The sequence below is a fragment of the Pseudomonas sp. BIGb0381 genome (assembly GCF_024809815.1).
In the GTDB taxonomy this organism is placed as follows: Bacteria; Pseudomonadota; Gammaproteobacteria; order Pseudomonadales; family Pseudomonadaceae; genus Aquipseudomonas.
Map to the genome: position 1 here is coordinate 1,143,704 of NZ_JANUEN010000001.1, position 18,903 is coordinate 1,162,606.

Annotated in this window: 20 protein-coding genes; 8 read left to right on the forward strand and 12 right to left on the reverse strand. The window is 60.6% G+C overall.

Features of this window, described 5'->3' with window-relative positions:
* Positions 1-3 precede the first annotated feature (3 nt).
* The gene (locus M2397_RS05395; RefSeq protein WP_167656209.1) at positions 4-486 is read right to left on the reverse strand and encodes a GreA/GreB family elongation factor; all 483 of its coding nucleotides are present in this window, start codon (positions 484-486) and stop codon (positions 4-6) included.
* Between the two features lie 5 nt (positions 487-491).
* A complete protein-coding gene (locus M2397_RS05400) occupies positions 492-860 on the reverse strand; it encodes a hypothetical protein (RefSeq protein WP_259242401.1) in 369 nt (122 codons plus the stop codon).
* 132 nt (positions 861-992) lie between these two features.
* Here M2397_RS05400 and earP point away from each other — a divergent pair, with 132 nt between their 5' ends.
* Together earP and M2397_RS05410 are read left to right on the forward strand one after the other, a co-directional pair.
* Complete coding sequence (gene earP, locus M2397_RS05405) at positions 993-2,126, forward strand: elongation factor P maturation arginine rhamnosyltransferase EarP (protein ID WP_184746402.1); 1,134 nt, start codon at positions 993-995, stop codon at positions 2,124-2,126.
* Positions 2,127-2,175: 49 nt separating this feature from the next.
* Complete coding sequence (locus M2397_RS05410) at positions 2,176-2,748, forward strand: elongation factor P (protein ID WP_003172723.1); 573 nt, start codon at positions 2,176-2,178, stop codon at positions 2,746-2,748.
* 64 nt (positions 2,749-2,812) lie between these two features.
* Here the strand turns inward: M2397_RS05410 and M2397_RS05415 are convergent, their stop codons facing one another.
* The 4 genes from M2397_RS05415 to M2397_RS05430 all read right to left on the reverse strand — a co-directional run bounded on the left by M2397_RS05415 (position 2,813) and on the right by M2397_RS05430 (position 5,998).
* Complete coding sequence (locus M2397_RS05415; RefSeq protein WP_167656206.1) at positions 2,813-3,829, reverse strand: alpha/beta hydrolase; 1,017 nt, start codon at positions 3,827-3,829, stop codon at positions 2,813-2,815.
* A gap of 27 nt (positions 3,830-3,856) precedes the next feature.
* The gene (locus tag M2397_RS05420; protein WP_034126737.1) at positions 3,857-4,276 is read right to left on the reverse strand and encodes an organic hydroperoxide resistance protein; all 420 of its coding nucleotides are present in this window, start codon (positions 4,274-4,276) and stop codon (positions 3,857-3,859) included.
* Between the two features lie 237 nt (positions 4,277-4,513).
* Positions 4,514-4,966: a MarR family winged helix-turn-helix transcriptional regulator gene (locus M2397_RS05425; RefSeq protein WP_131699522.1), complete on the reverse strand. Its 453-nt coding sequence runs from the start codon at positions 4,964-4,966 to the stop codon at positions 4,514-4,516.
* 81 nt (positions 4,967-5,047) lie between these two features.
* Complete coding sequence (locus M2397_RS05430) at positions 5,048-5,998, reverse strand: LysR family transcriptional regulator (RefSeq protein WP_145338083.1); 951 nt, start codon at positions 5,996-5,998, stop codon at positions 5,048-5,050.
* A 108-nt stretch (positions 5,999-6,106) separates the two neighbouring features.
* On the opposite strand from M2397_RS05430, the gene M2397_RS05435 reads away from it, so the two are divergent.
* On the forward strand, positions 6,107-6,856 hold the full coding sequence (locus tag M2397_RS05435; protein WP_131699520.1) for a sulfite exporter TauE/SafE family protein: 750 nt from the start codon (positions 6,107-6,109) through the stop codon (positions 6,854-6,856).
* On the opposite strand, the gene M2397_RS05440 is transcribed toward M2397_RS05435, so the two are convergent.
* A complete protein-coding gene (locus M2397_RS05440; protein ID WP_131699519.1) occupies positions 6,846-7,727 on the reverse strand; it encodes a LysR substrate-binding domain-containing protein in 882 nt (293 codons plus the stop codon). The two genes, M2397_RS05435 and M2397_RS05440, sit on opposite strands and share 11 nt — an antisense overlap.
* Positions 7,728-7,797: 70 nt before the next feature.
* On the opposite strand from M2397_RS05440, the gene M2397_RS05445 reads away from it, so the two are divergent.
* Positions 7,798-8,004 carry a DUF1127 domain-containing protein gene (locus M2397_RS05445; protein WP_237683153.1) on the forward strand — a complete coding sequence of 69 codons (207 nt, stop codon included), beginning with the start codon at positions 7,798-7,800 and terminating at the stop codon, positions 8,002-8,004.
* A gap of 45 nt (positions 8,005-8,049) precedes the next feature.
* Entirely contained in the window at positions 8,050-9,270 is a 1,221-nt protein-coding gene (locus tag M2397_RS05450; protein ID WP_131699517.1) for a winged helix-turn-helix domain-containing protein, read from the forward strand.
* A 189-nt stretch (positions 9,271-9,459) separates the two neighbouring features.
* Here the strand turns inward: M2397_RS05450 and M2397_RS05455 are convergent, their stop codons facing one another.
* Positions 9,460-10,806, reverse strand: coding sequence for a class II 3-deoxy-7-phosphoheptulonate synthase (locus M2397_RS05455; RefSeq protein ID WP_259242402.1), 1,347 nt, complete (start codon positions 10,804-10,806; stop codon positions 9,460-9,462).
* 124 nt (positions 10,807-10,930) lie between these two features.
* Here M2397_RS05455 and M2397_RS05460 point away from each other — a divergent pair, with 124 nt between their 5' ends.
* The gene (locus M2397_RS05460) at positions 10,931-11,686 is read left to right on the forward strand and encodes a spermidine synthase (protein ID WP_131699515.1); all 756 of its coding nucleotides are present in this window, start codon (positions 10,931-10,933) and stop codon (positions 11,684-11,686) included.
* Positions 11,687-11,802: 116 nt separating this feature from the next.
* On the opposite strand, the gene M2397_RS05465 is transcribed toward M2397_RS05460, so the two are convergent.
* A complete protein-coding gene (locus tag M2397_RS05465; protein WP_259242403.1) occupies positions 11,803-12,594 on the reverse strand; it encodes a crotonase/enoyl-CoA hydratase family protein in 792 nt (263 codons plus the stop codon).
* A 411-nt stretch (positions 12,595-13,005) separates the two neighbouring features.
* On the opposite strand from M2397_RS05465, the gene M2397_RS05470 reads away from it, so the two are divergent.
* Entirely contained in the window at positions 13,006-14,679 is a 1,674-nt protein-coding gene (locus M2397_RS05470) for a DEAD/DEAH box helicase (RefSeq protein WP_027606997.1), read from the forward strand.
* Positions 14,680-14,748: 69 nt separating this feature from the next.
* Here M2397_RS05470 and M2397_RS05475 read toward each other — a convergent pair whose 3' ends face one another.
* Positions 14,749-15,516, reverse strand: a complete 768-nt coding sequence (locus tag M2397_RS05475; protein WP_131699513.1) for a class III extradiol ring-cleavage dioxygenase — start codon at positions 15,514-15,516, stop codon at positions 14,749-14,751.
* Between the two features lie 105 nt (positions 15,517-15,621).
* Between M2397_RS05475 and M2397_RS05480 the strand changes: the two genes are divergently transcribed.
* Positions 15,622-16,278, forward strand: a complete 657-nt coding sequence (locus tag M2397_RS05480) for a thiopurine S-methyltransferase (protein ID WP_131699512.1) — start codon at positions 15,622-15,624, stop codon at positions 16,276-16,278.
* Positions 16,279-16,331: 53 nt separating this feature from the next.
* Here M2397_RS05480 and htpX read toward each other — a convergent pair whose 3' ends face one another.
* Both htpX and M2397_RS05490 read right to left on the reverse strand, forming a co-directional pair.
* Positions 16,332-17,219 carry a protease HtpX gene (gene htpX / locus M2397_RS05485; protein ID WP_027607000.1) on the reverse strand — a complete coding sequence of 296 codons (888 nt, stop codon included), beginning with the start codon at positions 17,217-17,219 and terminating at the stop codon, positions 16,332-16,334.
* Positions 17,220-17,521: 302 nt separating this feature from the next.
* Positions 17,522-18,733 carry a pyridoxal phosphate-dependent aminotransferase gene (locus tag M2397_RS05490; RefSeq protein ID WP_012723006.1) on the reverse strand — a complete coding sequence of 404 codons (1,212 nt, stop codon included), beginning with the start codon at positions 18,731-18,733 and terminating at the stop codon, positions 17,522-17,524.
* Positions 18,734-18,903 lie beyond the last annotated feature (170 nt).

Sequence of the window (18,903 nt, forward strand, 5' to 3'; positions counted from 1 at the left end):
GGGTTATTTGGCCTCGGTAACCGTAAAGTGTTGCCGGGCGCCTGCCACCAGAATCTCCACCTCATCCCCTTCGAACTTGCCCAGCAGGCTTTTGCCCAAGGGTGAGCGTGGGGTGATGACGGTCACCGGTTGCCCGACCACGTCCACCTTCAAACCCGCTGCATCCGGTGCCAGGAACAGCCACTGCTGGCGGCCGTTCTCGTCTTCCAGGCCCAGCAGTGTGCCGACTTCTATGCCACGTTGATCATCGTACCCACGCAGAGGAAGGTTCTGGCACAGCACCAGCGCCTGCTTGATTTCCTCGACGCGCTTGGCTTGTCCGGCTGCCAGATAAGACGCCTCCAGCCCGAGGGTGTCGTATTTGTTCTCGGCGATATTTTCTTCGTGGGTTGCGGTTTCGTAGGCGGTCTGCGCGGCGCGCCGGGCGATGTCGAGGTCGGCGGTGAGCTTTTCCAGGATCAACTGGTGAACAGCGTGTTTATTCATGGTCATCAATCGCAGAATTGCAGGACATTGGCCCGGGTCTTTTCATTCGGTGCGTTCAGGTCCTGCTGCAGCCAGAACTGGCATTTTGGGTTGGACAGGTTGCGTGCGTTGTTGCGGGCCTGGTCCAGGGCCTGCTGTTGTTTCTGCTTCTGCAGGTTCTGTTGGTACTGCTCGAACATACGGTTCGGCGGCTCCGGCGCAACCGGTGCAGGTTTACCCAGTTGCTGAACGGCCTGGGCTACAGGCGCCAGGCTTTGCGGGAACAGATAGCGCGACGCCAGCCAGGTGGTCAGTGCAATGGCGATAAACCCCAGCCACACCCCCAGGGCAATGGCGAGCGTGAGCTTGGGCAGCGACAACGAGCGATCAGACATGATGGCCTCCTGGCAGGCATTAACAGCATGGCGGCGATTGTCGCACAGCCACTGTGCAGAATAATCGCTATCAAGCCTTCTGCATCGGCGCATTTATGCGGACAATCGAGCCTTTGAGCGTTGGAGCCCGGAATGAAAGCCCGCTGGGATATTTTTTGCAGCGTCGTCGATAACTACGGCGACATTGGCGTGACCTGGCGCCTGGCCCGGCAATTGGTGGCAGAGCAGGGGTGCGAGGTGCGCTTGTGGGTCGACGACCTGCGCGCCTTCGAGCGTATGTGTCCCGAGATTGATGTGCGTCTTGACCAGCAATGGCAAGAGGGTGTCGATGTGCGCCATTGGCCGGCTGTGTGGTCGAGCGCCCCGGCAGCCGATGTGGTGATCGCCGCCTTCGCCTGCCAGTTGCCGCCTGATTACATGGAAGCCATGGCCGCGCGTGAACGCACGCCGTTGTGGATGAACCTGGATTACCTCAGTGCCGAAGACTGGGTGGTGGGGTGTCATCGGTTGCCGTCGGTGAAGTTCAAGGGCGTGCAGAAGTACTTCTTTTTTCCGGGGTTCCGTCCCGGCACGGGGGGGCTGTTACGCGAGGCAGGGTTGCTGGAACAGCGTCAGGCGTTTCAACAGGATGCCGCTGCGCAGCGGCAATTCCTGCACGCGTTGGGTGTGTTTCCGGCAGCGGGTGTGCGGCTGATCTCGTTGTTCGCCTACGAAAACGCTGGGCTGGCCAGTTGGCTGGACGTACTCTCGACCGACGGGCATGCCACTCATCTCTTGGTCCCTGAAGGGCGCATCCTCGGGGATGTGCAGCATTGGCTCGGTGTCGAAGGCCTGTCGGTGGGGGACCTGCATCAGCGCGACGCCCTGACTGTGCAGGTGCTGCCGTTTGTGCGCCAGGAGCAATATGACCGCCTGCTGTGGTGTTGCGACTTCAACGCCGTACGCGGCGAAGACTCGTTCGTGCGCGCCCAATGGGCCGGGCGGCCGCTGTTGTGGCATATCTATCGCCAGGACGAAGACATCCATCTGGACAAGCTCGATGCCTTCCTCGACCTGTACACCGCCGCCCTGTCGCCGGCCGCAAAGGCTGCCCTGGTTGAACTCTGGCAAGCCTGGAACACTGATGGCGATATGGCACAACCGTGGAAAATGCTGCTGGAGCACTGGCCTGAGTTGAGTCAGCACGCGCAGACGTGGTGTCTGGAACAGGGCTTGCAGGCAGATCTTGCGACGGCGCTGGTACAGTTTTATGAAAGTTGGATATGATACGCGACCTTGATTTTTGTAAATCCCATCCAAATTTCGGATATACGCAATGAAAACTGGTAAAGAACTGAAACCCGGTACAGTGATCCGTCTCGAAAACGACCCTTGGCTGGTTCAGAAAGCTGAGTTCACCAAGTCTGGTCGTAACAGCGCAATCATGAAGACCAAGCTGAAGAACCTGCTGACCGGTTACAAGACCGAGATCGTCTACAGCGCCGATGACAAACTGGATGACGTGATCCTCGACCGCAAAGAAGCGACCCTGTCCTTCATCAGCGGCGACACCTACACGTTCATGGACACCACCGACTACACCATGTACGAGCTGAACGCTGAAGATATCGAAGCTGTTCTGCCGTTCATCGAAGAAGGCATGGAAGACGTCTGCGAAGCTATTTTCTTCGAAGAGCGCCTGGTTTCCGTAGAGCTGCCGACCACTATCGTGCGTAAGGTTGCCTACACCGAAGGTTCCGCTCGCGGCGACACTTCGGGCAAAGTGATGAAGCCTGCCAAACTGAGCAACGGTACCGAACTGCAAGTAGCCGATTTCATCGAAATCGACGACCTGATCGAGATCGACACCCGCGAAGGTGGTTCGTACAAAGGTCGCGCCAAGAAGTAATTCTGGCCTCGCCGATACGAAAAAAGCCCGACCTTGCGTCGGGCTTTTTCGTGAGCGCTGCTTTTTACTTCAGGTGCTGCTTCAGCTCGTCCGATGCCTGCAGCAAGGCCGAACGCACGGCTGGTACCTGGCTGACCACATTGAGCAAACCGTAGTCGTGGATCATGCCGTTATAGCGCACGGCCGTCACGGGAACCCCGGCCTGGTCCAGCTTGCGCGCATAGGCTTCGCCTTCGTCACGCAATACATCGGCACCGGCAGTCTGAATCAGCGCGGGCGGCAAGCCCTTGAGCTGATCCGTGGTCGCCCGCAACGGCGAGGCGTAGATCTCGGCCCGCTGGTTGGCGTCGGTGGTGTAGTTGTCCCAGAACCACTTCATCATGTTCCTGGTGAGGAAGTGCCCTTCGGCGTACTGGTTGTAGGACGCCGTCTCGAAGTTGGCATCGGTCACCGGCCACAACAGCAACTGGAACTTGATCGCGGGTGTGCCCTTGTCCTTCGCCATCAGGCTGACGACGGCTGCCATATTGCCGCCGACACTATTGCCCGCGACCGCCAGGCGTTTGCCGTCGACGTTGATGTCCTTGCCATGCTCGGCGACCCACTTGGTTGCGCCGTAGGCCTGGTTGATCGCCACCGGGTAGTGCGCTTCCGGTGAAGGCGTGTAGTTGACGAAGACCGCCACGGCTCCCGAACCCACCACCAGATCGCGCACCAGGCGCTCGTGAGTCGGGTAATCCCCCAAGACCCAGCCGCCGCCGTGAAAGAACATGAACACCGGCAATGTGCCCTTGACCCCGGCTGGCCGCACGATGGTCAGGTCCAGCGGCTGGCCATCGACCTGAATGGTCTTCTGGCTCACGTCCGCCTTGGGCAAGGTCAACTTCACACCGGCCTGGGCACCCGTCAGTACGGCGCGGGCTTCCTTGGGCGTCAGTTGTTCCATCGGTTTGCCGGTGCCGGCGTTCAACACATCCAGGAAGGCCTGGGTGTTGTGTTCAACGTCGCCATTGGCGGCGAAAGCGTGGGTGACGGACAGGGCGAGCAGGCTGCCGGTCAGCACTTTGGCAAATGTGTTCATGTTCTTCTCCAGTGACATCGGCAGGGGTTAGACGGTTACGTGCAGGCGCACATCGACGTTGCCACGGGTGGCGTTGGAGTACGGGCAGACTTGGTGAGCGGCGTCGACCAGGCTTTGCGCGTCGTCCTGGGCCAGGCCTGGGAGGCTGACGTGCAGGTCGATATCCAGGCCGAAACCACCAGGGATCTGGCCGATGCCGACGTGGGCAGTGATCGAGGCATCATCCGGGATTTTGCGTTTGGTCTGGCTGGCGACGAATTTCAGGGCGCCGATAAAGCAGGCCGAGTAACCAGCGGCGAACAGTTGTTCCGGATTGGTGGCCTGGCCGCCGGCTCCGCCCAATTCTTTGGGGGTGGAGAGTTTGACGTCGAGGATGTTGTCGCTGGAAACAGCGCGACCATCACGGCCGCCGGTGGCGGTGGCTACTGCGGTATAGAGCGTTTGCATGGTGTCGTCCTCTTGGTTATTAGCGCTAAAGTTTTGTGCGCTAAGTAGTTTGTGAAGCAAATGTATAGCGCTAATGTTTTGCGCGCAAGATAAATGTATAAATATTTTTTCAGTCGCTGCAAACCAATGTGGGAGGGGGCTTGCTCCCGATAGCGGTGTTTCAGTCAAAAGATTCGTCGACTGATAAACCGTCATCGGGAGTAAGCCCCCTCCCACATGTTGAGTGTTTTGCTGTGTTTAGATCGCGTTCTGCAGGTTGCCCCGCAACGCGAGCAAGTCAGCCTGCAGCTTGCGCAATTGGTCCAGCTCCAAACCGCTGGCGCCGAGAATGCACTGTGGAATACCCATGGCCTTTTCCTGCAAGGCACGCCCAGCGCCGGTCAGCTCCACCACCACCACGCGCTCATCTTCACGGCTGCGGGTGCGGCTGAGCAGGCCTTCGGCTTCCAGGCGCTTGAGCAGTGGCGTCAGGGAGCCCGGGTCGGTCAGCAGGCGGCTGCTGATTTCGCCGACGGTCAAACCATCCTCTTCCCACAGCACCATCATGGCCAGGTACTGCGGGTAGGTCAGACCGAGGGCTTGCAGCAGCGGTTTGTAGACCTTGGTCATCAGCAGCGATGTGGAGTGCAGGGCGAAACACAGTTGATTGTCCAGCAACAGGGAATCGCACGCGGTGGGATTTTTGCTCATGGTGGTGCCTCAAAAAAAGCGTGTCTACGCTGGAATCTAGCGGGCAAATCTTTAATGCGCCAGATAATTCTGTCCCAGCGGTCAGACCAACCCGCTTTGCAGGGCCAGATCCCAAGGCGGCACGGGGCTGAATCGGGACTTGAGGTATTCCAGCAACAAGCGGCTGCGCGCATTGGGCTGCTGTTCCAGCCGCAGTGCGTAGATCCCGGTGGTCTCCGGGCTGGGCAGGCCGTCCTCGCAAAACAGCGGCAGCAATTCCCCGCGCACCAGGTATTCACTGGCCAGCCAGGTGGGAAGATGGGCGATGCCCAGCCCGGCGAGAGCGCCCGATAGCAGCGCTTCAGCGTTGTTGGCGCTCATGCGGATGCGCCGCGGGCGATGCGTTGCACGTCGCCCGTCCAACTCAAAGCGCCACGCGAACATCGGCGCCAGGCCGTCCCAATCCAGGCCGTCATGCTCGCTCAATTCGCGGGGGTGAGCCGGGGTGCCACGGCTTTTCAGGTAGGCCGGGCTGGCGCAGGCGATACGCACGATACTGGCCAGGGGCGTGGCGATCAGCCGTGTATCGACGATATGCCCGGCGCGCAGCACCAAGTCGACCTTACCCAAGTGCGCGCCCTGCATATCGACAAAACTATCGATCAGATGCAGGTGCACATCCAATCCGGGGTAAACGTTCAAGAAGTCGGCAATCACCGGCGCCAGGTGCCGGCGACCGAACGCTGCCGGTGCATCCACGCGAATCAGCCCTTCCGGCGCATGACTCAGGGAAGCGGCCTCTGCCCGTGCGAGTTGCAACTCGCTGACAATCCGCCGTGCCCGTTCAGCGAAGGCCAGGCCCGCCGGGGTCGGCACCACCGCGTGGGTGCTGCGCTGGAACAAGCGGCTGCCCACGGAGCTTTCCAGGCTGTCGATGCGCCGCGCCACCGCCGAGGGTGTCAGCGGATGGCGACGTGCTGCGGCGGAAAAGCTGCCCGTTTCCAATACATCCAGAAACAGGCTCAGTTGATCGGTCAGCGTATTGGGATTCATCGGTACGCGCTTATGCGAGATTGGCATAGCCATTGTGCGTTGCTGTGCGTTTCCGCGCCAGAGTCGACTGCGTAGCATGCAGGTCTTGAGAATGGGGAGTAGCGAGCGGTGTTGGATTTAGCGGTGTACCTGGTATTGGGCGTGGCCCTCGGCACGGTGGGTGGCCTGTTTGGTATTGGCGGTGGGTTGATTGCGATCCCGGTACTCGGCGTATGGTTCGGCCTGGACCAACAACTTGCCCAAGGCACGGCGTTGGTCATGGTGGTGCCGAACGTGATGCTCGCCCTGTGGCGTTACCACCAGCGCAATCGCATCGAACTGCGGCACGCGCTGCCCTTGGGCATCATGGGGTTCAGCTTTGCCTGGCTTGGTTCGATCTGGGCCGTGGGGCTCGACGCAGGTGCCATGCGCATCGGCTTTATTGTGTTTCTGCTGACGCTTTCGGCTTACAACCTGCTGCGTATGTTCACGCGGAATGCGCCGCCGACGGCACACATGCGTTACTCCTGGCCTTGGCTTGGCGTGTTGGGCGCGGCGTCCGGTTCCATGGGCGGTTTGTTCGGGGTTGGCGGCGCGGTGGTTGCCACTCCCGTGCTCACCAGCCTGTTCGGCACCACCCAGGTCGTCGCCCAAGGGTTGTCCCTGGCCTTGGCGTTGCCCAGCACGGGTGTGACGCTGGTCACCTATGCCTGGCACCACGAGGTGGACTGGATGATCGGCGTGCCGCTCGCCGTCGGCGGCCTGCTCAGTATCAGCTGGGGCGTGAAGGTTGCCCATGCGTTGCCGGAGCGTGTCTTGCGCGGCCTGTTTTGCGGCTTCCTGGTGGTGTGTGCGGTGATGCTGACGTTTAAAGTCTGAAGCCTTCGACGATGTATTCGGCCAGGCATTCGGTGATGGGCGAGGTCATTTGCGGATTGCGCAGCAAGTGCAGATTCATAGAGGGCAGCGCTGGGAAACCCTCGTCGCTGCCGAGTACTCGCAAGTCTTCAGTCACCAGGCTTTCCATGCAGATCATGGCAGCCAGGCCGGCACTCACCACTGCCAGGATCGCCGCCACGTTGGTGCTGTGATACGCCAGGCGATAATCCCGCCCGGTTGCATCCAGTGCGGCCTGGGTCCACTGCGTGTACACGCAGTCGGCACCGGACACCGCCAGGGGCACGGCATCGTGCTCTTCCACACAAAAACATGGCGCCGCTGCCCATACCATGCGCTCTGTGCGCAAAAGCTCGCCGATTTCCTTGCCAGGCTCGCGGCTGATAACGGTCAGCGCCAGATCCCGTCGCTGCATCAGCACCGTTGACGACTCGCAATGCAGCTCGATCTGGATCAGCGGGTAGGCCTTGGAGAACCGCTTGAGGATCCCTGGAAGGAAACGCATCACGTAGTCGTCCGGCGTACCGATACGTACCAACCCCACCATATGCGGCTCGCGTAGGGTGTTGAACACCTCGCTGTGGAGCTTCAAGATGCGCCGCGCATAACCCAGCAACACCTGGCCCTCGGGCGTCAGCCGCACCTGCCTGCCATCGCGCTCGAACAGCTTGCGCTGCAACACGTCTTCTTCCAGACGCTTCATCTGCATGCTCACCGCCGATTGGGTGCGGTTAACCAGTTCACCGGCGCGGGTGAAACCGCCCTGGTCGGCGATGGCGACGAAGGTACGCAGCACTTCAGTGTCGATGCTCGGGTAGCCGGACAATTGATCAATCTCCGAGATGTGTTGCATAAGAAACATTCGTTGGATTGATCATATTGCACGGCACACACTTGCGTCATCCCCACTGGAGGGCGAGAAGATGAAAGGTCAGAAAGGTTTCGTGTTGATCACCAAACGGCCGTTTTCCAGGCTGCTGCAAGTGGTATTGCGTTGGCAGGTGTTGCGCCACGAACGGCAGGTGCTGGCAAGCATGAACGATGATGCGCTCAAGGACATCGGCCTCAGCCGTGCCGATGTGGAGCGTGAGAGCCATCGGCATTTCTGGGAAGATCCACTGCGAAAATGACCCCGGATGCAGTAGGGTAGGTCGCGAGCATTCAAGGAGATTCCCATGCCCGCCGACTTGTCCTTTTCCCTCAAGCAAGCTCGACGCATGGCGCTGGCGGCCCAGGGATTTTCAGGGCGCCAGGCGCCTGCGCTGATAAAAGCTGCGCACCTCAACCGCGTGATCGAGCGCTTGGGCGTGTTGCAGATTGACTCGGTCAATGCGCTGGTGCGCTCTCACTACTTGCCGCTGTTTTCCCGCCTGGGCAATTACTCCCCATTGATGCTTGAACAAGCGGCCTGGAGCCAGGGCCGACGACGCTCGTTGTTTGAGTATTGGGGGCACGAGGCCTCGCTGCTGCCAATGGCGTTGTACCCGTTGATGCGTTGGCGTATGGAGCGAGCGCAGCAGGGGCGCGGCATCTATTCGCAGATGGCGCGCTTCGGTCGTGAGCAACAGGCCACGATCCAGCGCGTTTTGCAGACCGTCGAACAGCAGGGCGCGCTCGGCGCGGGCAGTTTGTCGACCCGCGAAGAGCGGGCCGGACCCTGGTGGGACTGGAGCGATGAAAAGCATGCGCTTGAGTGGCTGTTCGCCGCCGGCCTGGTTACCGTTGCCGGCAGGCGTGGTTTCGAGCGGCTCTATGACTTGCCCGAGCGCGTCATCCCTGGCGACATCCTCCAGCAGGTGCCGTTGACCGAGGCCGAGGCCCAACGTGGCCTGTTGCTGCACAGCGCCACCGCCTTGGGTGTAGGTACCGAAAAAGACCTACGCGACTACTTCCGTCTTGACCCCGCCGACAGTCGCAGTCGCCTGGCGGAATTGGTCGAGGACGGGCACTTGCAGGTTTGCCAGGTGCAAGGCTGGAAGCAGGCAGCCTACTGTCTGCCCGAGCCCAAAGTGCCGCGCAAGGTGTCGGCCAGCGCACTGCTGTCGCCCTTCGACTCGCTGGTCTGGGAGCGCAGCCGTACCGAGCGCCTGTTCGATTTCCGCTACCGGCTGGAGATCTACACCCCGCAAGACAAACGGGTGTACGGCTACTACGTGCTGCCGTTTTTGCACAACGAGCGGATCGCCGCACGTATCGACCTGCGGGCCGAACGCGCCAACGGACGCCTGGCCGTACATGCGGTGCATGAGGAAGAGCCGGGGCTGGATGAGGAGGGGATGTTGGTGCTGGCGTTGAACCTGCGGCAAATGGCCGACTGGCTTGGGCTCGAACATATCCAGCTCAATTGCCAGCGGCCGAGTGCCGACCGCTTGCGGTTAGCCATGCTGCACTTGTAGGAAGAAGGTACTTTCGTGGCGAGCGGGCTTGCCCTGCGTTGGGCTGCGAAGCAGCCCCAGTGGATCACTGTATTGGTTCTGGCAGAATTGCGGCGTGGGTTTTGGGGTGGCTTCGCCACCCAACGCGGGGCAAGCCCGCTCGCCACACGGGGCTTTGTTGCCACAGGAAGCCCTATTTCAAAACGTCTGCTAGCGTTTGACCTGCTTCAATGTCTCGGCAATCAGGAACGCCAACTCCAGCGACTGATCGGCGTTCATCCGTGGGTCGCAGTGGGTGTGGTAGCGGTCCGACAAGCCATCTTCGGTGATCGGCCGCGCGCCGCCGATGCACTCGGTGACGTTCTGCCCGGTCATCTCGATATGAATCCCGCCAGCATACGTGCCCTCGGCCTGGTGGACCTGGAAGAACTCCTTGACCTCACCGAGGATCTGCGCGAAGTCGCGGGTCTTGTAGCCGCTGCTGGCCTTGATGGTGTTGCCGTGCATCGGATCGGAGCTCCACAGCACCTGCTTGCCTTCGCGCTGCACGGCGCGAATCAGGTTGGGCAGGTGGTCGCCGACCTTGCCTGCACCCATGCGCGCGATCAGGTTGAGGCGGCCGGGGTCGTTGTCGGGGTTGAGGATGTCGATCAGACGGATCAGGTCATCGGGGTTCATGCTCGGGCCGACTTTGACGCCGATCGGGTTATTCACCCCGCGCAGGAATTCGACATGAGCGCCATCCAACTGACGGGTGCGGTCGCCGATCCACAGCATGTGGGCCGAGCAGTCGTAGTAGTCGTTGGTCAGGCTGTCGCGGCGCACGAAGGCTTGTTCGTAGTTGAGCAGCAGCGCTTCATGGGCGGTGAAGAAGCTGGTTTCGCGTAACTGCGGCGAGCTGTCCATGCCGCAGGCGCGCATGAAAGCCAGCGTTTCGTCGATGCGGTCGGCCAACTGGCTGTATTTTTCGGCCAGGGCGGAGTTGGCGATAAAGTCCAGGTTCCACTTGTGCACCTGGTGCAGGTCGGCAAAACCGCCCTGGGCGAAGGCGCGCAGCAGGTTGAGGGTGGCGGTGGACTGGTGGTAGGACTGCAGCAGGCGGTCCGGGTCCGGCACGCGGCTTTTTTCGTCGAAGCCGATGCCGTTGACGATATCGCCACGGTAGGCGGGCAGGGTGATGCCTTCAATGGTCTCATCGTTGGCCGAGCGCGGCTTGGCGAACTGGCCGGCCATGCGCCCGACTTTCACCACCGGGCAGCCGGCGGCGAAGGTCATCACGATTGCCATCTGCAACAGCACCTTGAAGGTGTCGCGGATTTTTGCGGCGGAGAACTCGGCAAAGCTCTCGGCGCAGTCGCCACCTTGCAGCAGGAACGCGCGACCTTGGGTCACCTCGGCAAACTGACGGCGCAACTCGCGGGCTTCCCCGGCAAACACCAGCGGCGGATAGCTGGCCAGGCTCTGCTCCACTTGCAACAAGTGCGCAGAGTCCGGGTACTGGGGTTGTTGCTGGATTGGCAGGGCGCGCCAGCTGTCGGGGCTCCAGGGTTGGCTCATCATGAACTCGATTGGGTGGTTGACGGTCGGGCGTCAATGTTATCAGCAATTAGTGCGTGACCTGTTGCCGCCGGTTGGCCGACAATCGCGCCTTTGCCGTGCGGTAAACCCTTTAGGAGTTGTGATGACCGAGGAGCGTGTCGAGCGCCTGCTGGCCGAAGTCCATGATGATTTCGGCATGATCCGTGTGCTTGAGGTTGCCGATTACCGGTTTCTCGAGTTTGGCGATGCCATCGAGCAAAGCTGCGTGTTCACCGCTGACCCGAGCTGGCTGGAGTACGACTACACCCGCGCGATGCTGATCGGCGCGTTGTGCCATGAGCAGCCGGAGAGCGCGCTGTTCCTCGGCCTGGGGGCCGGGACGTTGACCCAGGCCTGCCTCAAGTTCCTGCCTCTGGAAGACGTCGAAGCTATCGAGCTGCGCCCCGATGTGCCGCGCCTGGCCATCGAATACCTGGGGCTGGATGATGATCCGCGCTTGTATATCCGCATCGGCGACGCCCTGGAGCTGTTGGAGACCGCTGAATCGGCCGACCTGATTTTCGTCGACCTCTACACCGATGTAGGCCCGGGCGTCGGACACCTGGCCTGGACCTTCCTGGAAAACTGCCAGAAGAAACTCAACCCCGGCGGTTGGCTGGTGATCAACCAGTGGGCGACCGATGATGGCAAACCCTTGGGCGCGGCGTTGCTGCGTGGTTTGTACCACCGGCATTACTGGGAACTACCGGTGAAGGAGGGCAATGTGATCCTGTTGGTGCCTTCGGAGCTGGACCAGGCGCTGGATCTTGATGCGCTCTGGGCCCGCGCCGAAGCCCTGGCACCGCGATTGGGGTATTCGTTGCAGGCGTTGATCAAGGCGATTCGGCCGGCTACGTAGTCGCCTGTGCCGACGCCATCGGGGGCAACTCGAATCGTCGCACCACACCTCCCACACTTGGAGCTCATTTCAAATGTGGGAGGGGGCTTGCCCCCGATAGCGTCGGTACAGGCGACTCAAATGCCCTTGAACACCCCCGGCCGCTTCTCGACCATCGCGCGCACGCCTTCCTTGGCATCCTCGCTGTTCAGCAATTGATCCACCATCGGCGGCAGCGCGGCGGCCGCAACGGTTTCGCCTTCCATCCGTGCCAGGCGGGCCGACATCAAGGTGGCCTGGACGCCAAGCGGCGCCTGGCGCGCGATGCGACTGGCCAGCTCGATGGCGCGGGGCAGAAGGTCTTCACTGGCCATGACTTCCTGCACCAAACCTAGGCGCAGGGCTTCATGGGCGTCGAACTCATCGCCGGTGAGCAGCCAGCGCATGGCGTTGCCCCAGCCGGCGATCTGATAAAAACGCAATGTCGCGCCTCCAAACGGAAAAATCCCACGTTGCACTTCCATCTGTGCAAAGCGGGTATTGCTCGCGCACAGATTGATATCTGCAGCGAGCATCAACTCGATACCGATGGTCAGGCAGTAGCCTTGGGCGGCGACGATCACCGGTTTGCTGATCCTGGGGCCTGCGAAAACGCCCCAAGGATCACAGCCTCCCAGCGGCGGTTGCCAGCCGCCTGCCATTACCCCGCTGACATTGGCCAGGTCCAGGCCGGCGGTGAAGTGGTCGCCATGGGCAAATACAACGGCCACTCGTGCGTCGTCATTTCGATCAAATTCGCCATAAGCCAGGCTGAGCTCATTGAGCAAGTCCAGGTCAAAGGCGTTGCGCTTGGCGACCCGATCCAGGCCCAACAACAGGACATGGCCCTGCAGTTCACGGCTGACGCGACTACTGCTGGCTTGATTCATCGGACGTGTCCTCGGACGGGGGAAAAGTTTCAGACCAATGGAAGGTGAACCGTTTAAGCGTCATGACCAGCAGGGCCGGGCCTTTGAAAAATAGACCCTGCCGCGCTTATCTGCAAAGACTGTGATGCCGTGCGGTTTATCGGCGCCTGGCGATAAAAAAAGCTCCCTTTTTCAGGTATTTCCGGTATAGTGCGCGCCGGCCTTTAACCGGGCCGCGTTTAGGTAGTGCAATTCCCCGAAGTCAGCTTCGGCTGCGCGTCCGCACAGCGGACTCTCCCTTGACGAATCTTTTTCATTCATTCGTTTTCGCAAATCCCCGCCGACAAAGCAGCCAGGGCGACTCTTGAGTCTCAACACGGCATGCGCAGCTTTGGAGCATGGGTCTTTGCGGATGCACTTAGAGGCAGACCCATGACCCAGGAAACCGGCGGCTTCGCCGCTTTTAATCTTAACCCGAACATTCTCGCTGCCGTCATCGCGACCGGCTACGAAGAACCTTCGGCGATTCAGCAGCAATCGATCCCGATCATCATGGCCGGCCAGGACATGATTGGCCAGGCGCAAACCGGTACCGGTAAAACCGCCGCGTTCGCCCTGCCTATCCTGCACTGCATCGATCCTGCCAAGCGCGAACCGCAAGCCCTGATCCTGGCGCCAACTCGTGAGTTGGCGCTGCAAGTAGCAACCGCTTTTGAAACCTACGCCAAGCAAATGCCAGGCGTTACCGTTGTTGCCGTTTACGGCGGCGCGCCGATGGGCCCGCAACTGAAAGCCATCCGTAATGGCGCTCAGATCGTTGTCGCCACCCCGGGCCGTCTGTGCGACCACCTGCGTCGTGACGAGAAAGTCCTGTCGACCGTGAACCACCTGGTTCTGGACGAAGCCGACGAAATGTTGAAGCTGGGCTTCATGGATGACCTGGAAGTCATCTTCAAGGCGCTGCCACCGACCCGTCAGACCGTGCTGTTCTCGGCCACCCTGCCACAGTCGATCCGTGCCATTGCCGAACGCCACCTGCGCGATCCGCAACACGTGAAGATCCAGACCAAGACTCAGACCGTTACCGCGATCGAACAGGCTCACCTGTTGGTTCACGCTGACCAGAAGACCTCGGCTGTATTGAGCCTGCTGGAAGTCGAAGACTTCGACGCCCTGATCATGTTCGTGCGTACCAAGCAAGCGACCCTGGACCTGGCCAGTGCCCTGGAAGCCAAAGGCTACAAAGCCGCTGCGCTGAACGGTGACATCGCCCAGAACCAACGTGAGCGCGTGATCGACTCCCTCAAGGATGGCCGTCTGGACATCGTTGTTGCGACCGACGTAGCCGCTCGTGGTCTCGACGTTCCGCGTATCACCCACGTGTTCAACGTTGACATGCCTTACGATCCAGAGTCCTACGTTCACCGTATCGGCCGTACCGGCCGTGCCGGTCGCGAAGGTCGTGCACTGCTGCTGGTGACTCCACGTGAGCGCCGCATGCTGCAAGTGATCGAGCGTGTAACCGGTCAGAAAGTGGCTGAAGTCCGCCTGCCGGATGCCCAGGCCGTTCTCGATGCCCGCATCAAGAAACTGACCAACAGCCTGTCGCCACTGGTGGCTGACGCTGAATCGACCCACGGCGACCTGCTGGACCGCCTGACCGCCGATATCGGTTGCACTCCACGCGCCCTGGCTGCAGCCCTGCTGCGCAAGGCTACCAACGGTCAGGCCCTGACCCTGGCAGCCATCGAGAAAGAGCGCCCGCTGGTGCCGAACAACGCGCCGCGCGGTGATCGTCCAGAACGTACCGGCGACCGTCCGGACCGTGGCGATCGTGAGCGTCGTGCTCCGGTTCCATTGGCTGAAGGCCGTGCTCGTTGCCGTACCGCGCTGGGCGCGCGTGATGGTATCGCTGCCAAGAACCTGCTGGGCGCTATCCTCAACGAGGGTGGCCTGGCACGTGAAGCCATCGGTCGCATCCAGGTCCGTGACAGCTTCTCCCTGGTGGAGTTGCCGGAAGACGGTCTGGAAAAACTGCTGACCAAGCTGAAAGACACTCGCGTTGCCGGCAAGCAATTGAAGCTGCGTCGTTACCGCGAAGATTGATCCGCCCCTGGGCTGATTGATCGCACATAAAAAATCCCCGACTGGTTCGGGGTTTTTTTTTGTCCGGTGTTAACCGAAGCGGTAGATGTCCATGCCCAGCGCGCCCATGGTGAACCCTTGATGCGCCACGCTGAAGTCACCCCCAGCGCCGCGCGCAAAGTACAACGGCAACAAATGTTCATCGCTGGGATGGCTGCGCACGGCGTGTGGCGCCTGGCGACGGTAATCATGCAACGCCGCTTCGTCGTTGGCAGCGAGTGTGTCCACTACCCAGTCGCGGAAATCGCGTGCCCAGGGTTCGATACTCTCAGGTCCGGCCTGCCAGTTCAGCTCGCCCAGGTTGTGGGTGATGCTGCCGGAGCCGATCAACAGCACGCCCTGTTCGCGCAAGCTGGCCAAGGCATGTCCGACGCGGGTTTGCAGGGCAGGGCCCATGCGACTGGGCAAGGAGACTTGCACCACTGGAATGTCCGCTGCCGGGTACATCAGCGAGAGCGGCACCCAGGTGCCATGGTCAAACGGGCGGCGCTCATCGATTCGCGCATTCAAGCCGTCGGCATGAAGCAGGTCGACGATTTGGTTGGCCAATTGCGGGTCGCCCGGCGCCGGGTACTGCACGGCGAACAGCTCGCGGGGGAAACCGCCGAAGTCGTGCCAGGTCTCGGGCGCAGCGCTGCCGCTGACCAGCAGTTCCTGGCTTTCCCAATGCGCCGACACCACCACAATTGCCTTCGGCCGTGGCAGTTCAGCGGCCAGGCGCTGCAGGGCAGGGCCGCTGGCGCCGGGTTGCAGGGCAAGCATGGGTGATCCGTGGGAGATAAACAGGCTGGGTAACATAAGGAAGGTCCTGAGGTTTAACATGGGCCCATCTTCAATCAGATCATTGATCTAAATCTAATATAAGTTTTAGCGCTTTTTGATCGAATTCTCGGAGGTGATTTCATGGAGCCCAAATTTTGGCAGGAGCGCTGGGCGCGTAATCAGATCGGCTTTCACTTGCCCGAAGTTAACCCTTACCTGCTGCGTTATTGGCCTTCGCTGACCCTTGCTCAGGGCGCCAAGGTGCTGGTGCCGCTGTGCGGCAAAAGCCTGGACCTGATGTGGCTGGCCAGCAACGGCTATCACGTACTCGGCGTTGAACTGTCGGAGCAGGCGGTTGATGCGTTTTTCCGCGAGCAGAATCTGACGCCGCGAATCACTTGGCACGGCGTATTCAAGGTGTACCAGGCCGATTTGATCGAGATATGGTGCGGCGATTTCTTTGCCTTGGATGCTGGGGCACTGGCTGATTGCACGGCGCTTTACGACCGTGCCGCACTGATTGCCTTGCCGCCGCTGATGCGTGCGCAGTACGCCGAGCAGTTGAACAGCCTGTTGCGGCCGGGCTGCCAGGGGCTGCTGATCACCCTGGACTATGACCAGACGCAAAAAGCCGGCCCACCCTTTGCGGTGACGGACGATGAGGTGAAGGTACTGCTGGGTTTGCAGTGGTGCCTGGAGGTGCTCGAAGCTCAGGATATTCTGGATGAGAGCTGGAAGTTCGTGCAGGACGGTGTCACGCGCCTCGAAGAGCGCGCTTATCGGCTCACCAAGGTGTAAAACCCGCGCACAAAAAAGGGGCGATCCAATCGCCCCTTTTGCATTACCGGGTATCAGCCCCGGCGACGCAGCGCGTCGATACGCTCTTCCAGCGGCGGGTGGCTCATGAACATGCGAGCCAGGCCCTGCTTGACGCCGCCGTTGATGCCAAAGGCGGTCAGGCTGTCGGGCATATGCACCGGCAGGCCCTGTTCGGAGCGCAAGCGCTGCAGCGCACTGATCATTGCACTGGTGCCAGCCAGACGTGCGCCGGCTTCGTCTGCGCGGAACTCTCGTTTGCGCGAGAACCACATCACAATCGCGCTGGCCAGGAAGCCCAGTACCACTTCGGCAAAGATGGTCGCTACAAAGTAGGCGATACCGCGGCCGCCTTCGTTCTTGAAGATCACCTTGTCGACAAAATTGCCGATGATCCGCGCGAAGAACATCACGAAGGTGTTCACCACGCCTTGCACCAGCGCGAGGGTAATCATGTCGCCGTTGGCCACGTGGCCAATCTCGTGGGCGAGTACCGCCTTCACTTCATCGGGTGAAAAACGTTCGAGCAGCCCTTGGCTGACCGCCACGAGGGCGTCGTTCTTGTTCCAGCCCGTTGCAAAGGCATTGGCCTCGTAAGCAGGGAAAATCCCGACTTCGGGCATTTTAATACCTGCTTCTTGAGACAACTGCTCCACGGTTTGCATCAGCCATTGTTCATGGCGCGTGCGTGGTTGAGTGATGATCTGGGTGCTGGTGCTCATCTTCGCCATCCACTTGGAGATGAACAGCGAGAACAGCGAGCCTGCAAAACCAAAGACCGCACAGAAAATCAGCAGCTGATTGAGGTTCAGATCAACCCCGTTGGCCGCCATGAACCCGTTGAAGCCGAAGAGGCTCAGGGTGATGCTGGCAATCAGCACGACCGCCAGGTTGGTGGCCAAGAACAGCAGGATGCGCATCATGGTTGTAGAGTTCTCCTCATGCTTAATATGTCGCGTACTGCGGGGTATATAAGGTGCGGCTTAGGGTGATTCAACCGAGCGACTATTTCAAACTGTGTCCTACAGCTTGAATGTACAGTCTTGAAGGGATTTTCCGATGAGGAATGCCACCCGTGAAATGCCACTTTTTGCCTTGGGGCCCCGTAACTACAGGGTTTTGTGGAGGTGGAGACACAAGTGCAGCGCGGGGAGAACAGATAGCCAGAGAAGTGTTGCCAGATAATCGCCGTACGACCGAATGTCGGTCGTACGGCGCCGCACCGCTACTGGCGATAGGACTTGAGGAAGTTGCCAATTCGGCCAATCGCCATGTCCAGGTCATCCACGCGCGGCAAGGTCACCACACGGAAGTGATCCGGCCACGGCCAGTTGAACGCCGTGCCCTGGACCACCAGCAGCTTTTCCGACAGCAGCAGGTCGAGCACGAACTTCTCGTCGTTGAGGATCGGGCAGACCTTCGGGTCGATCCTTGGGAAGGCGTACAGCGCGCCCATGGGCTTCACGCAGCTCACGCCCGGGATCGCATTGAGCAGCTCCCACGTACGGTTGCGCTGTTCCAGCAGGCGGCCCTGGGGCAGGATCAGGTCATTGATGCTCTGGTAGCCGCCGAGGGCGGTCTGGATCGCATGCTGGCTCGGCACGTTGGCGCACAGGCGCATGTTGGCCAGCATGTCGATGCCTTCGATGTAGCTCTGGGCGTTGTGCTTGGGCCCGGAAATGGCGATCCAGCCGGAGCGGAAGCCCGCCACGCGGTAGGACTTGGACAGGCCGTTAAAGGTCAGGCACAGCAGGTCCGGCGCCAGGGAGCCGGTGCAGATATGCACCGCATCGTCGTAGAGGATCTTGTCGTAGATCTCGTCGGAGAACACCACCAGGTTGTGCTGGCGTGCCAGCTCGAGCATGCCCAGCAGCACTTCCTTGGAATACACGGCGCCGGTGGGGTTGTTCGGGTTGATGATCACCAGGGCCTTGGTGTTCGGTGTGATCTTGGCCTTGATGTCGGCCAGGTCCGGGAACCAGTCGGCGCCCTCGTCGCACAGGTAGTGCACCGGGTGGCCGCCGGCCAGGGTCACGGCGGCGGTCCACAGTGGGTAGTCCGGTGCCGGCACCAGCACTTCGTCACCGTTGTTGAGCAGGGCCTGCATGGACATCACGATCAGCTCGGATACGCCATTACCCAGGTAGATGTCTTCGATGCCGACGCCTTCGACCTGCTTCTGCTGGTAGTACTGCATCACGGCCTTGCGCGCGCTGAACAGGCCTTTGGAATCGCTGTAGCCCTGGGCGGTGGGCAGGTTGCGGATCACATCCTGGAGGATTTCATCCGGCGCTTCGAAACCAAAGGGCGCCGGGTTGCCAATGTTCAGCTTGAGGATGCGATGGCCTTCCTCTTCCAGGCGCTTGGCGTGCTTGAGCACTGGGCCGCGAATGTCGTAGCAGACGTTGGCGAGCTTGTTCGATTTGCTGACCTGCATGGCGATGTGATCCTGAAAATGAACGATCCAGACGGTATGGGCACTACCGTACTGTGAATGCTGCAAGGTCCGCACCCATAAATACGTTTGAATGCCGGTAGCGCGGGTGCCAGACTGGCGTTTTGAAGAGGCGCAATCATACGTGCCGCCTGATCCGTGGAAAAGATACA

What these genes read in the sequence shown, in the direction of transcription:
- M2397_RS05395 (WP_167656209.1), bottom strand. Translation starts at nt 486, where the DNA reads ATGAATAAACACGCTGTTCACCAGTTGATCCTGGAAAAGCTCACCGCC.
- M2397_RS05400 (WP_259242401.1), bottom strand. Translation starts at nt 860, where the DNA reads ATGTCTGATCGCTCGTTGTCGCTGCCCAAGCTCACGCTCGCCATTGCC.
- earP (WP_184746402.1), top strand. Translation starts at nt 993, where the DNA reads ATGAAAGCCCGCTGGGATATTTTTTGCAGCGTCGTCGATAACTACGGC.
- M2397_RS05410 (WP_003172723.1), top strand. Translation starts at nt 2,176, where the DNA reads ATGAAAACTGGTAAAGAACTGAAACCCGGTACAGTGATCCGTCTCGAA.
- M2397_RS05415 (WP_167656206.1), bottom strand. Translation starts at nt 3,829, where the DNA reads ATGAACACATTTGCCAAAGTGCTGACCGGCAGCCTGCTCGCCCTGTCC.
- M2397_RS05420 (WP_034126737.1), bottom strand. Translation starts at nt 4,276, where the DNA reads ATGCAAACGCTCTATACCGCAGTAGCCACCGCCACCGGCGGCCGTGAT.
- M2397_RS05425 (WP_131699522.1), bottom strand. Translation starts at nt 4,966, where the DNA reads ATGAGCAAAAATCCCACCGCGTGCGATTCCCTGTTGCTGGACAATCAA.
- M2397_RS05430 (WP_145338083.1), bottom strand. Translation starts at nt 5,998, where the DNA reads ATGAATCCCAATACGCTGACCGATCAACTGAGCCTGTTTCTGGATGTA.
- M2397_RS05440 (WP_131699519.1), bottom strand. Translation starts at nt 7,727, where the DNA reads ATGCAACACATCTCGGAGATTGATCAATTGTCCGGCTACCCGAGCATC.
- M2397_RS05445 (WP_237683153.1), top strand. Translation starts at nt 7,798, where the DNA reads ATGAAAGGTCAGAAAGGTTTCGTGTTGATCACCAAACGGCCGTTTTCC.
- M2397_RS05450 (WP_131699517.1), top strand. Translation starts at nt 8,050, where the DNA reads ATGCCCGCCGACTTGTCCTTTTCCCTCAAGCAAGCTCGACGCATGGCG.
- M2397_RS05455 (WP_259242402.1), bottom strand. Translation starts at nt 10,806, where the DNA reads ATGAGCCAACCCTGGAGCCCCGACAGCTGGCGCGCCCTGCCAATCCAG.
- M2397_RS05460 (WP_131699515.1), top strand. Translation starts at nt 10,931, where the DNA reads ATGACCGAGGAGCGTGTCGAGCGCCTGCTGGCCGAAGTCCATGATGAT.
- M2397_RS05465 (WP_259242403.1), bottom strand. Translation starts at nt 12,594, where the DNA reads ATGAATCAAGCCAGCAGTAGTCGCGTCAGCCGTGAACTGCAGGGCCAT.
- M2397_RS05470 (WP_027606997.1), top strand. Translation starts at nt 13,006, where the DNA reads ATGACCCAGGAAACCGGCGGCTTCGCCGCTTTTAATCTTAACCCGAAC.
- M2397_RS05475 (WP_131699513.1), bottom strand. Translation starts at nt 15,516, where the DNA reads ATGTTACCCAGCCTGTTTATCTCCCACGGATCACCCATGCTTGCCCTG.
- M2397_RS05480 (WP_131699512.1), top strand. Translation starts at nt 15,622, where the DNA reads ATGGAGCCCAAATTTTGGCAGGAGCGCTGGGCGCGTAATCAGATCGGC.
- htpX (WP_027607000.1), bottom strand. Translation starts at nt 17,219, where the DNA reads ATGATGCGCATCCTGCTGTTCTTGGCCACCAACCTGGCGGTCGTGCTG.
- M2397_RS05490 (WP_012723006.1), bottom strand. Translation starts at nt 18,733, where the DNA reads ATGCAGGTCAGCAAATCGAACAAGCTCGCCAACGTCTGCTACGACATT.